Source organism: Pseudomonas sp. PDNC002, assembly GCF_016919445.1.
Taxonomy (GTDB): domain Bacteria; phylum Pseudomonadota; class Gammaproteobacteria; order Pseudomonadales; family Pseudomonadaceae; genus Pseudomonas.
The window spans coordinates 4,943,548-4,956,570 of sequence record NZ_CP070356.1; the positions used below are offsets into that span (position 1 = coordinate 4,943,548).

A 13,023-nucleotide genomic window follows, 5' to 3' on the forward strand; every position below is an offset into this window, starting at 1 on the left:
CGCCGAGCACGAAACGCAGTTGTAGGAGCGGAGCTTCTCCGCGAACAGCGGGCATGGCCCGCTCTCTAGTGCCCACGTGGAATTGGCGCAAGGCCCTTCGCGGATAAGATCCGCTCCTACGGCCAGCCGGAGAGCTCGGAGGTTGGGGATCAAGGTCAGGCTTGCTGCAAGGCGCGGGGGCGGTTGCTGCGGTCTTCGGCGCCAGCACTCACAGCCTGCTGCAGCTGGAAATCGAACTCGATCTCGGCGAAGCGCCCTTCCACACCTCGCGCCTTGGCGGCGGCTGCATCTTCAACAAAACGCACTTCGCCGATCAGCCCGTCGCGGGTGGCGTAGGCGAAGTCGTCCCACAGGTACTGGTCGCCGGCCAGGTTGATCTGCGTGGTCAGGTGGCGATGCCCCGGCGCGGAGATGAAGAAGTGGATGTGCGCCGGACGCTGGCCGTGGCGGCCGAGTTGATTGAGCAGCTCCTGGGTCGGGCCGTCCGGCGGGCAGCCGTAGCCGCTGGGTACGATGCTGCGCGCCTTGTAGCGACCCTCGGCGTCGGTGACGATGCGCCGGCGCAGGTTGAATTCGGACTGGGTGCTGTCGAAGTACGAGTAGGTGCCGTTGGTGTTGGCGTGCCAGAGGTCTACCACGGCGCCGGCCAGCGGCTTGCCGTCGAGGTCGAACACGCGGCCGGAGAGGAACATCACGGTGCCCGCATCCTGGCCGTCATCCATCCGCGCCTCGCCTTCGGACAGCGGCGCGCCGGCCACGTACAGCGGGCCTTCAATGGTGCGCGGGGTGCCGCCTTCGATGCCGACGGCGGCATCCTGGGCGTCCAGTAGCAGGTCGAGGTAGTGCTCGATGCCCAGGCCGGCGACCACCAGGCCGGCTTCCTGGCGAGCGCCCAGGCGGTTGAGGTAGTCCACGGCTTTCCAGAACTCGTCGGGGGTGACGTTCATGTCTTCGATGAGCTTCGCGGTGTCCTGCAGGATGCGCAGGACGAGGTTCTTCACCCGCGGGTTGCCAGCATCGTTCTGGGCGCCGCTGGCCTCCTGGAAGAAGGTCTGGATATCGGCAGTCTGGGAAATCTTCACGGTCATGGTGCGATCCTCAAGTCTTGTTCTTGTTGAGTCGTACGGAGCGAAAATCAGCGGTCGTCGGAATGGATCGAGGACGGATGGCGGCAGAGCCCGTCGACCTCGATGTCCATGTAGGGGAACAGCGGCAACTGCATCAGGGTGTCGTGCAGTTCCTCGACGCTGGCGAGGTCGAACACGCTGTAGTTGGCGTAGTGCCCGGCGATGCGCCAGAGGTGACGCCACTTGCCCTCGCGCTGCAGGCGCTGGGCCAGTTCCTTTTCGTCGGCCTTGAGCTGGGCTGCCTTGGCCGGGTCCATGTCGACAGGCAATTTCACGGTCATCTTCACGTGGAACAGCATCGGGTTTTCTCCTCTATCTCAATCGAAAAAGTCAGGCACGACGGAAGCGCGCCAGGCGCTCTTCGTCCAAGGTCAGGCCCAGGCCGGGTGTGCGCGGCACCTGCAGTTGGAAGTCGCGGTACACCGGCGCTTCGGTGACGATTTCCTCGGTGAGCAGCAGCGGGCCGAACAGCTCGGTGGCCCAGGTCAGTTTTTCCAGGGTGATGAAGGCGTGGGCCGAGGCCAGGGTGCCGACCGCGCCTTCGAGCATGGTCCCGCCGTACAGCGCGATGCCGGCCGCTTCGGCGATCTGCGCGGTGCGCAACACGGCACGCGGGCCGCCGTTCTTGGCGATCTTCAGGGCGAAGATGCTCGCCGCGCCGTCGGCGGCGAGGCTGAAGGCGTCGGCCACGCTCTCGATGGATTCGTCGGCCATAATCGGCGCCGGGCTGCGCTGGTTCAGGCGTACCTGGCCGCTGCGGTTGATGCGCGAGATGGGCTGTTCGATCAGGTCGATGCCGTTCTCGCCGAGCACCTGGCAGCCACGGATGGCCTGGGATTCGTCCCAGCCCTGGTTGACGTCCACGCGCACGCTGGCGCGCTCGCCCAGAGCCTTCTTGATTGCCACTACATGCTTGAGGTCCTGCTCCAGCGGGTTGGCGCCGATCTTCAGCTTGAAGATGCGATGGCGGCGGATCTCCAGCATCTGTTCGGCTTCGGCGATGTCGCGGGCGGTGTCGCCGGAGGCCAGGGTCCAGGCCACTTCCAGGCTGTCGCGCACGCGGCCGCCGAGCAGCTCGCTGACCGGTAGGCCAAGGCGCTTGCCCTGGGCGTCCAGCAGTGCGCTCTCGATACCCGAACGGGCGAAGGTGTTGCCCTTGATCGACTTGTCCAGGCGCTGCATGCAAGCGTTGATGTTGCTCGCGTCCTGCCCATGCAGCAGCGGCGCGAAGTGCGCATCGATGTTGGCCTTGATGCTTTCCGGGCTCTCGTTGCCGTAGGCCAGACCACCGATGGTGGTGGCTTCGCCGATGCCTTCGACGCCGTCGGAGCAGCGCAGGCGGATGATCACCAGCGTCTGCCGCTGCATGGTGTGCATGGCCAGCTTGTGCGGGCGGATGGTCGGCAGGTCGACGATGATCGACTCGATGCGTTCGATGACGGGGCTACTCATGGACGGCGTTCCGGTCTGGGATTTCTGGGGTGGCCGGGCAGTCAATTAGCGATACCCGGAAGGTCTTTTCGCGATTGACGAAGGATTGCGCCGGGGTCAGCAGGCAGTCCAATATCGATGCCGTCTTGTTGCATACCCTGGAGGTATCATGGAGCTGCGACACCTGCGCTACTTCCGCGAAGTGGCCGGCACCCTCAACTTCACCCGCGCCGCCGAGCGCCTGCACATCGCCCAGCCGCCGCTGAGCCGGCAGATCCAGCAGCTTGAGGAGTTGCTTGGCGTGCCGCTGCTAGAGCGCGGCCGGCCGCTGCGCCTGACCGACGCCGGACGCTATTTCCACGAGCAGACCGGCACCCTGCTGGCTCAGCTGGAAAGCATCTGCGAGAGCACGCGGCGCATCGGCCGAGGCGAGCGCCAGTGGTTCGGTATCGGCTTCGCGCCCTCGACCCTGTACGACGGTCTACCCGAGTTGATCCGCGAGCTGCGCGGCGACGCCGGCCTGGAGCTGGGCTTGCAGGAAATGACCACGGTGCAGCAGGTCGAGGCGCTGAAAAGCGGGCGTATCGACATCGGTTTCGGACGCATCCGCATCGACGATCCGGCGATCAGCCAGATCGTCCTGCGTGAGGAGCCGATGGTTGCCGTGCTGCCCGCCGGGCACCGTCTGCTGGGTCGGCCAGTGAGCCTGGAGCAGTTGGCCGGCGAGGACTTCGTGCTCTACCCCGCCAACCCACGCCCCAGCTATGCCGATCACGTGTTGGCGCTGTTCGCCAACCACGGTCTGAGCGTGCGTGTTGCGCAGTGGACCAATGAATTGCAGACCGCCATCGGCCTTGTCGCCGCCGGCCTGGGCGTGGCGCTGGTGCCGGCATCGGTGCAGCAACAGCACCGCGCCGACATCGGCTATGCCACGCTGACCGACGCCGAGGCGGTTTCACCGATCATCCTCAGCCAGCGTCGCGGCGACGTCAGCGCGCCGCTGCAGCGCTGCCTGCAACTGATCGGCGCGAGCCAGCCCTGAGGATCAGGTCGCGTCGGCGTGGCTGACCAGGCCCTTGATCACCACGGCGGCGGTGGCGATGGCGGCCGGCACGACCAGTGCGGTCAGTACCTGCTCGAAGTTCCAGCCCAGGCCCAGCAGCGTTGCGCCGATCCAGGCACCGAGGATGGCGCCGAAGCGGCCGATGCCGAGCATCCAGGACACTCCGGTCGCGCGGCCCTGGGTCGGATAGAAGCGCGCGGCGAGAGAAGGCATCGCCGACTGCGCGCCGTTCACGCACATGCCAGCGGCCAGTACGAGGGTCGCCAGCAGCGTGACGGTGCCCAGGCTCTGCCCCACGCAGTAGGCGAACACGCCGGCCAGGCAGTAGAAGATGCCGATGACCTTGTGCGGATTGAAACGGTCCATGGCCCAGCCCACCGCCACCGAACTGAGCACCCCGCCGAGTTGGAACAACGCGCCGATGAAGGCGGCCTGCTCCATGCTCGCGCCGGCGTCGCGCATCAGCGTCGGAAGCCAGCTGGTGAGCAGGTAGACGATCACCAGGCCCATGAAATAGGTCAGCCACAGCAGCAGGGTTCCCGCGCTATAGGTGCCGGAGAAGATCACCTTGAACACGTTGCGGCTCTGCACCGTCTTCTGTTCCGGCACGCTGAACTCGCGGGCGGTGACCACCTCGGCCGGCGCAATCGGCGCCAGCACGCGCTTGATCTTGTCCGCCCCGCGATTGCGCACCACCAGGAAGCGCGCCGACTCCGGCAGCCACACCAGCAGCACCACCGCCAGCACCAGCGGCAGCACGCCGCCGAGCAACAGCAGGCTGTGCCAGCCGTAGGCCGGGATCAGCTTGGCGGAGACGAAACCGCCCGAGGCCATGCCGAGATTGAAACCACAGAACATGCTGGTGACCAGCAGCGACTTGAGGCGCTCGGGGGTGTACTCCGAGAGCAGCGTGGTCGCGTTGGGCATCGCCGCACCGAGGCCGATGCCCGTCAGCAGGCGCAGCGCCATCAGTTGTTCGAGGTTGGTGCTGTAGGCCGAGAGCAGGCTGAACAGCCCGAACAGGAACACCGCCACCACCAGCACACCCTTGCGCCCGAACCGGTCGGCCAACGGGCCGGAGCCCAGCGCGCCAAACACCATGCCGATCAGCGCCGCGCTCATCACCGGACCGAGACTGGCGCGGTCGATGCCCCACTCCTGGGTCAGCGCCGGAGCGATGAAGCCCATGGCGGCGGTATCCAGGCCGTCGAGGAAGACGATGAGGAAGCACAGCAGCACGATACGGCACTGGTACAGCGACAGCGGCTGGGCGTTGATGAAGGACTGGACGTCGAGGGTGCCGGCAGCGGGCACGTGGGCGGAACTGGTCATGCGAAGACTTCCTGCGAAGGCGTCGTCGCGGGAAGGCCGGCTGGATCGCCCTGCACTCCCGCAAGCTGGACAGGAATGAGGCGCGAGCTGCTGGACGCACGAACCGGCGGGTAAGGCAGGCACACAGGGGCCATGGCTGACGCTCATTGTTGTTATTGCCCGTCCGGCTGGACGGGTTGAGCAACAGTACGAAGAGACGTGCAGCCGTTCAATTCGATAATCGCGCCTGTGGGCGGTTAACGAACGGGATTACCGCAAGACGGGCCGCGCAAGGCAATCAATGGAACAGCCGCGTGCCCAGCTCGCGGCTGGCCTCCAGCAGCACCGGCAGGAAGCGCGTTTCCAGCTCCTGGCGTGACACACGCCCGGCGTGGGTGCCGACGTTCAGCGCGGCAAGTACCTGGCCAGCGGAATCCTTCAGCGGCACGGCGATGGAGCGCAGGCCGACTTCCAGTTCCTGGTCGATGATCACCCATCCCTGCTGGCGGATCTCGGCGATGCTCGCGCGGAGCATCTCCGGGGTGTGTACGGTACGGCTGGTCTTCACCTGCAGGTCGGCGTGGGCCAGGTAGTCCTCCAGGGCTTCGTCATTCAGCCCGGCGAGCAGGATGCGGCCCATGGAGGTGCAGTAGGCCGGCAGGCGGCTGCCGACGCTCAGGTCCACCGAGATCAGGCGCTGCGGCGTGGCCGAGCGGGCAATATAGAGAATCTCGTCGCCCTCCAGCGTCGCCATCGAACAGGCCTCGTGCAGTTGCTCGCTCAAACGGTCGAGGATCGGCTGCGCGGTGACCGCCAGCGGCGTCGAGGACAAGTAGGCGTGGCCGAGGGTCAGCACCTTGGGCAGCAGTGAATAGGTGCGGCCATCGGAGGTGACATAGCCCAGCTTCATCAGCGTGTGCAGGCAGCGGCGCACGGCGGCGCGCGGGATCTCGGTGCGGTGGCTGATCTGCGCGATGGTCAGGTGCCGTTTGCGCTCCTGGAACGCATGGATCACCGCCAGGCCGCGAGCCAGCGAGGTCATGAAATTCGGGTCGCCGGTGAAGGCCTCGATGCGCTTGGCGGGCGAAGCGATGATCGGCGGCGCGAGAGGTGGCAGGCTGGCACGGGGGGCGTCGGTCATTGTTGTTGTCCTGGCAGGCGAATGCCGGGCGATTATCGACACGCACGGGCGATTATCGCAACACAACTGACCGATTATCGAACGGAGCTTCTTTCTTGTCGGAAAGCGCGGGGGGCGATATTCGCGGACAAGGTCCGCTCCTACGAGAGCCACGTTCCCCTGTAGGAGCGGACCTTGTCCGCGAAAAAACCCACCACGCCGAGACCACAGGCAAGGCCCCCTACAACGGCTCCAGCCTCAACTGCCGCAACCGGCTCAGCGTGCGCGAGAAGTCCAGCGCGGCGCCGCCGGCGGCCAGATCCTCCAGCGACACCGTGGCGAACAGTTGCAGCTTCAGCTGGCGGTCGTAAGCGATGTCGATGAAGTTGAGGAAGCGCATGCTCACATCCGGTGGATAGTCCGCCAACGGGCCAAGGCCGCTGACCGCCATGCGCGGGTAGTGCTCGATCAGCCACAGGTAGTCGCTGGCCGAGCGTGGGCGCTCGAACATCTCGCTGAAGTCCATCCACGCGCAGTGATCGTCGTGGGCATGCACCTTCAGCGGGTGGTGATTGACGCTCAATACCTCGTCAAACTTCGCGTCTGCGGCCAGCCCCAGGCGCGAGCCGATCAGCTCCAGGTCGTCGGCGCGGGCGGGCCAGAGGAAACTACCCCACTCTTCCAGCGACGTGCTGTGCTCACGGTAATCCTGCCCGGCATCCACCGAAATCACGTCGAAGCGCTTTTCGATCAACTCGATGGCTGGACGGAAGCGCTCGCGGTACAGCGGGTTCGGACAAAGGTTTTCCGGCTCATAGTTGGACGTACAGACCAGGCCTACGCCTTCGTCCACCAGCACCTTCAGCATCCGCCCCAGGAGCATGGCGTCACCGATGTCATGCACATGGAATTCGTCGAAGCACAGCAGCCGGGTTTCCTCGGCGATGGCGCGAGCGACGCGCACCAGCGGATCGGACTGCCCGGTGATCGCCAGCATGCGCACCTGCAACTCCTGCAGGAAGGCATGGAAGTGCACGCGGCGTTTGGCCTGGGTCGGCGCGGCGGCGAAGAACTGGTCCATGACGAAGCTCTTGCCCCGCCCCACGCCACCCCACAGGTAGACGCCAGCCACCGGTTTGCGCAGGAAGCCATGGCGGCCAGCGAGGAAGTCATCGAGCCAGGTGGCGAGGTGGTCCACCGCCGTCACCTGGGCCTCGTCCGCCCGATAGCCGCGCTCATCGAGCGCGGCCGCGAAGTGCCGCCGAACGCGGTCAGCAACCGGTTCGATGGATGTCTCATTGTCAAAAGTCAAAGAACACCGTTTCCGCATTTCCCTGGACGCGGATATCAAACCGGTAAGCGAGCCTCCCGTCCACCTCGCAACGCTTTGCAATGAGGGTTTGCCGACGTTCGGGCTGCTCGATCAGGTTCAGGACCGGGTCCACCGCGTTCGCTTGCGCCTCGTCGTCGAAGTACAGGCGCGTCTGCAAATGGAGGTTGATGCCACGGGCAAACAGCGAAACGTTGATGTGCGGCGCCATCGGCACGCCGGCGGCGTTTTTCACCACGCCAGGCTTGATGGTCTGCACCCTCCACTCTCCGGCGTCGAAGGTCGTTGCCGTCCGCCCGAAGCCGTTGAAGGGCTTTTCCAGATTGAAGGCAGTGTCATACATACCTTCGTGATTCGCCTGCCACAGCTCCAGAAAGGAATCGCGGATCAGGTGGCCGTTGCCGTCGTACACGTGGCCGATCAGCAGGATGTGTTCGCCGGGCGCACCGGGCTTGGCCATCTCGCTCCAGATTTCCTGGTCACGGGCCAGATTACCGGCGGCGGCCAGCGCCAGGCCGATGTGCACGTAGGGGCCGGCGGTCTGGGAGGGGGTTTCCGGCAGCAGTTCGATAGGCATGGTCGGTCCTCCTCACTTGTTCTCGAAATGGGTCTTGCGCTGGCCGCGCAGCACGATGTCGAAGCGGTAGGCCAGGCAGTCCATGGGGTTGGCGTTGCTCATGTCGAGCTTCGCGATCAGCGACTCCACCGCGTCCGGGTTGGCGATGGATTTGACGATGGGGCACATCGGGATCAGCGGGTCGCCCTCGAAGTACAGCTGGGTGATCAGCCGCGTGGAGATCGACGGGCCGCTGATGGAGAAGTGGATGTGCGCCGGGCGCCAATCATTCGGGCCGTTGCGCCAGGGGTACGGGCCGGGCTTGATGGTGCGGAAGACGTAACGCCCTTCGCTGTCGGTCAGCGCGCGGCCGACGCCGCCAAAGTTCGGGTCCAGCGGCGCGAGGTAGCGGTCATTCTTGTGGCGATAGCGGCCGCCGGCGTTGGCCTGCCACATCTCCACCAGGGTGTGCGGCACGGGCTTGCCGTACTGATCCATGACCCGGCCGGAAACGATGATGCGCTCGCCGATGGGCAAGCCGCCGTTGTTGAAGTTGAGCAGCAGGTCGTTGTCGTGCTCGCCCATCTTCAGGTACGAGAAGTCCGGGCCGCTAGTTTCGGAGACCGATTGCGGAATGCTCACCAGCGCCTGGCGCGGGGAGCGGGCGATGGAGGTTTTGTAGTCGGGCGTGAGGGCCTTGGGGTGCCAGTTTCGGTCACGAATGACGAAGCGGCTGTTCTCCGCGTCGGACATGTCGGTCTCCTGTTGTTGGATTTATAGGAGCCTGGTGCATCAGGCAGTGCGACGGAGTGTCGCCCGCCCATCCGACATGGAAAACTGAAAAGATGCCTGCAATCCATAACCAAACGGTTATGGATAAGTGCCGTCGCGGTACGCCTCACCCACCTCGCGCAATACCTCCAGGCACCAGTGCGCACCCAGCGAAAGCGGCAACGTCGAGTTGCTGCAAACACCTACCGAACCGCCCGGTTCCTGCACGTCCAGCGGCAGTTCGACCATCTCGCCGGAGCGCAGGTCCAGGCGCACCGAATCCAGCGGGGCGATCCACAGCGCGTCGCTGGTCAATACATAACGGCGGCTGAGCACCGTGGACAGGGTTTCCAGCCGACGACGCGGCTGGCCGAGGCCGCTCTGCACCAGCAGGCTGTCGGCGGATTTACGGATGGTGGTGCCGGCCAACGGCAGCACCAGCGGCCAGTCGTCCAGCGCCGAGGGCGGCAATGGGCGACCCAGCAGCGGATGGCCAGCGCGGGCCACCAGCGTCATGGATTCGCTGTACAGGTGTTCGAAAGTGAGGTCCTGGATCTGCGGGCTTTCGGTCATGCGGCCAACCACCAGGTCCAGCTCACCGACACGCAGTTGCGAGAGCAGGTGCGCGCTCGGCCCTGTCATCACGCTGACCACCAGCGCCGGGTGACGTTCGTGCAGGCGCCGCACCGTCTCCGGCATCAGCAGGCTTTCGACGGTGGAGAGCACGCCCAGGCGCACGGTGCTGGAGGCGTATTCGCCGCCGCGCAGGCTGTTCACACCATCGCGCAATGCCTGCACGCAGGGACCGGCGTAACGCAGGAAGGCCACGCCCGCCTCGGTCAGACTGGCGCCACTCTTGCCGCGTTCGAACAGGCTGGCTTCGAGCAGATCCTCCAGCTCCTTGAGCGTCTTCGAGATGGCCGGCTGGCTCACCGCCAGGGCGTCCGCCGCGCGGGCCAGGCTGCCCTGCCGGGCCACTTCGAGGAAGCACACGAGGTGGCGGAACTTGATACGCGAATCGATATTCATGGCGGCTCAACGCGGCTCGCGGAACGCGCGGGGCGAAACCCCGGCGTAGCGCTTGAAGAATCGGGAGAAGTAGGCCGGTTCGGAGAAGCCCAGGCTGTCCGACACCTGCTGGATGGTCATGGCTGTGTACACCAGGTTGCGCTTGGCCTCCAGCAGCAGGCGCTGGTGGATCATCTGCAGCGCCGACTGCCCGGCCAGGCGCCGGCACAGTGCATTGAGGTGCGCGGCGCTGATGCCCAGCGCCGCCGCGTAATGCTCGATGGGGCGATGTAAACGGAAGTCCTGCTCCAGCAGACGGGAGAAGGCATGCACATGCTCGACGCCTCGATCCTGCTGGCTCGCCTGGGCGCGGGACTGCTCCAGCGCCCGGCGGTTGAGCCAGACCAGCAGCATGTTGAGCAGCGATTGCAGCATCAGGTCACGACCCGGTGCCTGCCCGGCGTACTCGCGGTCGATGGACTCGAACAGCGTATCCAGATGGCGCTTGCCCTCGCCCACGGCAAAGCACGCCGGCTGCTCCAACACCGGGCTTTGCAGCAGATGCCCCAATTGCTCGGCCAACGGCAGCCCCATGCTCAGCACCCAGCCCTGCACATCCTCGGCGAAGCGGAAGCCGTGCACCGCGAGCGCCGGCGTAACTTGCAGCGACGCCTCGCGGATCGGCGTCACTCGCCCCTCCACCTCCAGCTCCGCCTCACCGGACTGCACATACAACAGCTGCACCAGATCGCCATGGCGATGCGGACGGATTTCCCAATCGTGCAGGCGGCTACGCGAGGCGATGGACTCGCAGTGGATCAGGTCCGGCGTCGGCCACGCGGCCGTTTCGCCATACAGGCGGAACACCGGGACCGGATTGTCAGCACGTTGTTCGATCACCGCCCGCATCCATGAAAAGTCCAAGAAGACTGTTGGAAATTACCTTCAAAGGCCGATCCCATCCACAAAAAATGCAGGAGACAAAAACAACAGCGCTCTCCAAGGAGCCACCCCATGAAGACCCAAATCGCCATTATCGGCGCCGGCCCTGCCGGCCTCCTGCTTGGCCAGCTGCTGCACAAGGCTGGCATCGACACCGTGATTCTCGAACGCCAGCCCCCCGATTACGTGCTCGACCGCATCCGCGCCGGCGTGCTGGAACAAGGCACCGCCGAACTGCTGCGCGAAGCCGGCGCCGGCGCGCGGATGGACGCCGAAGGGTTGCTCCACGACGGTTTCGAGATGGTGCTCAACGGCCGCCGCGAGCGCATCGACCTCAAGGCCCTCACCGGCGGCAAGCAGGTGATGGTTTACGGCCAGACCGAAGTCACCCGCGACCTGATGCAGGCCCGTGCCGCCTGCGGCGCGATGAGCGTGTACGAAGCGGCTGACGTGGAGCTGCACGACGTCACCCGCGAAAAGCCCTACGTCACCTTCACTCACCAGGGCGAGCGTGTGCGCCTGGACTGCGACTACATCGCCGGCTGCGACGGCTTCCACGGCGTGGCCCGGCGCAGCATTCCCGCCGAGCGCCTGAGCATCTTCGAGCGTGTCTACCCGTTCGGCTGGCTTGGCCTGCTCAGCGATACTCCACCGGTCAACCACGAACTGATCTACGCCAGCAGCGAGCGCGGCTTCAGCCTGTGCAGCCAGCGCAGTGCCACCCGCAGCCGCTACTACCTGCAGGTGGGGCTGGAGGAAAAGGTGGAGGACTGGTCTGACGGGCGTTTCTGGGAGGAGCTGAAACGCCGTATTCCCGAGGAAGTTGCGCGCCAGTTGGTCACCGGCCCGTCGCTGGAAAAGAGCATCGCCCCGCTGCGCAGCTTCGTGGTCGAGCCGCTGCAGTACGGACGGCTGTTCCTGGTTGGCGACGCCGGTCACATCGTCCCGCCCACCGGCGCCAAGGGCCTGAACCTGGCGGCCAGCGACGTGAACACACTGTACCGCCTCCTTGTGAAGGTCTACGGCGAAGGTCGCCGCGATCTGCTGGAGCAGTACTCGCCCATCGCCCTGCGGCGCATCTGGAAGGCCGAGCGCTTCTCCTGGTGGATGACCTCGATGCTGCATCGATTCCCTGACAACGACGCCTTCACCCGGCGCATGCTGGAGACCGAACTGGACTACTTCCTCGGCTCCAAGGCCGGCCGCACGACCATTGCCGAGAACTATGTCGGCTTGCCGTTCGAGGAAGTGGCCTGACACCAGGCTCTCCCCCCACCGTGTAGGAGCGGAGCTTCTCCGCGAAATCCTGGCGCAGCCGGGACTCTCCGCGGTGCAACCCAAAGCACCGGCCTGGCGGCCGGATCGCGGATAAGATCCGCTCCTACAAGAGCCGTGGCGGCAGGTGAGGCTTTTGATCCCGTAGGAGCGGAGCTTCTCCGCGAAATCCTGGCGCAGCCGGGACTCTCCGCCGTACAGCCAAAAGCACCGGCCTACCGGCCGGATCGCGGATGAGATCCGCTCCTACAAGAGCCGTGGCGGCAGGTGGGGCTTTTGATCCCGTAGGAGCGGAGCTTCTCCGCGAAATCCCGGCGCAGCCGGGACTCTCCGCCGTGCAGCCAAAAGCACCGGCCTGTCGGCCGGATCGCGGATAAGATCCGCTCCTACAAGAGCCGTGGCGGCAGGTGAGGTTTTTGATCCCGTAGGAGCGGAGCTTCTCCGCGAAATCCCGGCGCAGCCGGGACTCTCCGCCGTGCAGCCCAAAGCACCGGCCTGCCGGCCGGATCGCGGATGAGATCCGCTCCTACAAGAGCCGTGGGCGGCAGGTAAGGTTTTTGATCCCGTAGGAGCGGAGCTTCTCCGCGAATTCCCGGCACAGCCGGGACTCTCCGACGTGCAGCCAAAAGCACCGGCCTGCCGGCCAGATCGCGGATGAGATCCGCTCCTACATGAGCCGTGGCGGCAGGTGAGGTTTTTGATCCCGTAGGAGCGGAGCTTCTCCGCGAATTCCCGGCGCAGCCGGGACTCTCCGCCGTGCAGCCAAAAGCACCGGCCTGCCGGCCGGATCGCGGATAAGATCCGGTCCTACATGAGCCACGCGGTTACTACGAAAGTGGCGTGAGCCGGAGGTGCTTCACGCATCTATTCTTGATCTCCAGCCACCCCGCTCGCCGCGACACCGCCGGAGGCCGTCATCGAACCGGGCGAAGAAGACTTCCTCAGCCACCTGCTCGCCGAAAGCGGCGACGGCGATGCGCGCGCCTTCGCCACGCTCTATCGCTGCACCGCCCCGCGCCTGTACCCGCTGGCACTGAAGCTGAAGACCAATCAGCCGGACGCCGACGCCCTGCTGGTCGACACCTTCCT

12 protein-coding genes are annotated in these 13,023 nt (G+C 65.6%); 2 read left to right on the forward strand and 10 right to left on the reverse strand.

Annotation, left to right across the window (positions count from 1 at the left end):
• Window positions 1-155: 155 nt before the first annotated feature.
• The 3 genes from catA to JVX91_RS22240 are packed head-to-tail and all read right to left on the reverse strand — an operon-like array spanning window position 156 to window position 2,579.
• Window positions 156-1,088: a catechol 1,2-dioxygenase gene (catA, locus tag JVX91_RS22230; RefSeq protein ID WP_205336282.1), complete on the reverse strand. Its 933-nt coding sequence runs from the start codon at window positions 1,086-1,088 to the stop codon at window positions 156-158.
• A 47-nt stretch (window positions 1,089-1,135) separates the two neighbouring features.
• Window positions 1,136-1,426, reverse strand: coding sequence for a muconolactone Delta-isomerase (gene catC, locus JVX91_RS22235; RefSeq protein ID WP_017519458.1), 291 nt, complete (start codon window positions 1,424-1,426; stop codon window positions 1,136-1,138).
• Window positions 1,427-1,457: 31 nt separating this feature from the next.
• Window positions 1,458-2,579: a muconate cycloisomerase family protein gene (locus JVX91_RS22240; protein WP_205336283.1), complete on the reverse strand. Its 1,122-nt coding sequence runs from the start codon at window positions 2,577-2,579 to the stop codon at window positions 1,458-1,460.
• A 148-nt stretch (window positions 2,580-2,727) separates the two neighbouring features.
• Here JVX91_RS22240 and JVX91_RS22245 point away from each other — a divergent pair, with 148 nt between their 5' ends.
• Window positions 2,728-3,600, forward strand: coding sequence for a LysR family transcriptional regulator (locus JVX91_RS22245; protein WP_205336284.1), 873 nt, complete (start codon window positions 2,728-2,730; stop codon window positions 3,598-3,600).
• 3 nt (window positions 3,601-3,603) lie between these two features.
• Here the strand turns inward: JVX91_RS22245 and JVX91_RS22250 are convergent, their stop codons facing one another.
• The 7 genes from JVX91_RS22250 to JVX91_RS22280 all read right to left on the reverse strand — a co-directional run bounded on the left by JVX91_RS22250 (window position 3,604) and on the right by JVX91_RS22280 (window position 10,626).
• Window positions 3,604-4,953: an MFS transporter gene (locus JVX91_RS22250; RefSeq protein WP_205336285.1), complete on the reverse strand. Its 1,350-nt coding sequence runs from the start codon at window positions 4,951-4,953 to the stop codon at window positions 3,604-3,606.
• A gap of 277 nt (window positions 4,954-5,230) precedes the next feature.
• Window positions 5,231-6,073 carry an IclR family transcriptional regulator gene (locus JVX91_RS22255; protein ID WP_054907667.1) on the reverse strand — a complete coding sequence of 281 codons (843 nt, stop codon included), beginning with the start codon at window positions 6,071-6,073 and terminating at the stop codon, window positions 5,231-5,233.
• 220 nt (window positions 6,074-6,293) lie between these two features.
• On the reverse strand, window positions 6,294-7,364 hold the full coding sequence (gene zapE / locus JVX91_RS22260) for a cell division protein ZapE (protein ID WP_240201644.1): 1,071 nt from the start codon (window positions 7,362-7,364) through the stop codon (window positions 6,294-6,296).
• On the reverse strand, window positions 7,354-7,959 hold the full coding sequence (pcaG, locus tag JVX91_RS22265) for a protocatechuate 3,4-dioxygenase subunit alpha (protein WP_205336287.1): 606 nt from the start codon (window positions 7,957-7,959) through the stop codon (window positions 7,354-7,356). Before pcaG ends, zapE begins: the two co-directional genes overlap by 11 nt.
• Window positions 7,960-7,971: 12 nt before the next feature.
• On the reverse strand, window positions 7,972-8,691 hold the full coding sequence (gene pcaH, locus JVX91_RS22270; RefSeq protein WP_205336288.1) for a protocatechuate 3,4-dioxygenase subunit beta: 720 nt from the start codon (window positions 8,689-8,691) through the stop codon (window positions 7,972-7,974).
• Between the two features lie 117 nt (window positions 8,692-8,808).
• Window positions 8,809-9,738, reverse strand: coding sequence for a pca operon transcription factor PcaQ (gene pcaQ / locus JVX91_RS22275; RefSeq protein ID WP_205336289.1), 930 nt, complete (start codon window positions 9,736-9,738; stop codon window positions 8,809-8,811).
• A 6-nt stretch (window positions 9,739-9,744) separates the two neighbouring features.
• A complete protein-coding gene (locus JVX91_RS22280) occupies window positions 9,745-10,626 on the reverse strand; it encodes a helix-turn-helix domain-containing protein (RefSeq protein ID WP_205336290.1) in 882 nt (293 codons plus the stop codon).
• Between the two features lie 105 nt (window positions 10,627-10,731).
• Between JVX91_RS22280 and pobA the strand changes: the two genes are divergently transcribed.
• Window positions 10,732-11,916: a 4-hydroxybenzoate 3-monooxygenase gene (gene pobA / locus JVX91_RS22285; RefSeq protein WP_205336291.1), complete on the forward strand. Its 1,185-nt coding sequence runs from the start codon at window positions 10,732-10,734 to the stop codon at window positions 11,914-11,916.
• Window positions 11,917-13,023: the final 1,107 nt, after the last annotated feature.

Excerpts from the sequence above, each read along its gene's own strand:
- catA (WP_205336282.1), bottom strand. The coding sequence starts at position 1,088 with ATGACCGTGAAGATTTCCCAGACTGCCGATATCCAGACCTTCTTCCAG.
- catC (WP_017519458.1), bottom strand. The coding sequence starts at position 1,426 with ATGCTGTTCCACGTGAAGATGACCGTGAAATTGCCTGTCGACATGGAC.
- JVX91_RS22240 (WP_205336283.1), bottom strand. The coding sequence starts at position 2,579 with ATGAGTAGCCCCGTCATCGAACGCATCGAGTCGATCATCGTCGACCTG.
- JVX91_RS22245 (WP_205336284.1), top strand. The coding sequence starts at position 2,728 with ATGGAGCTGCGACACCTGCGCTACTTCCGCGAAGTGGCCGGCACCCTC.
- JVX91_RS22250 (WP_205336285.1), bottom strand. The coding sequence starts at position 4,953 with ATGACCAGTTCCGCCCACGTGCCCGCTGCCGGCACCCTCGACGTCCAG.
- JVX91_RS22255 (WP_054907667.1), bottom strand. The coding sequence starts at position 6,073 with ATGACCGACGCCCCCCGTGCCAGCCTGCCACCTCTCGCGCCGCCGATC.
- pcaG (WP_205336287.1), bottom strand. The coding sequence starts at position 7,959 with ATGCCTATCGAACTGCTGCCGGAAACCCCCTCCCAGACCGCCGGCCCC.
- pcaH (WP_205336288.1), bottom strand. The coding sequence starts at position 8,691 with ATGTCCGACGCGGAGAACAGCCGCTTCGTCATTCGTGACCGAAACTGG.
- pcaQ (WP_205336289.1), bottom strand. The coding sequence starts at position 9,738 with ATGAATATCGATTCGCGTATCAAGTTCCGCCACCTCGTGTGCTTCCTC.
- JVX91_RS22280 (WP_205336290.1), bottom strand. The coding sequence starts at position 10,626 with ATGCGGGCGGTGATCGAACAACGTGCTGACAATCCGGTCCCGGTGTTC.
- pobA (WP_205336291.1), top strand. The coding sequence starts at position 10,732 with ATGAAGACCCAAATCGCCATTATCGGCGCCGGCCCTGCCGGCCTCCTG.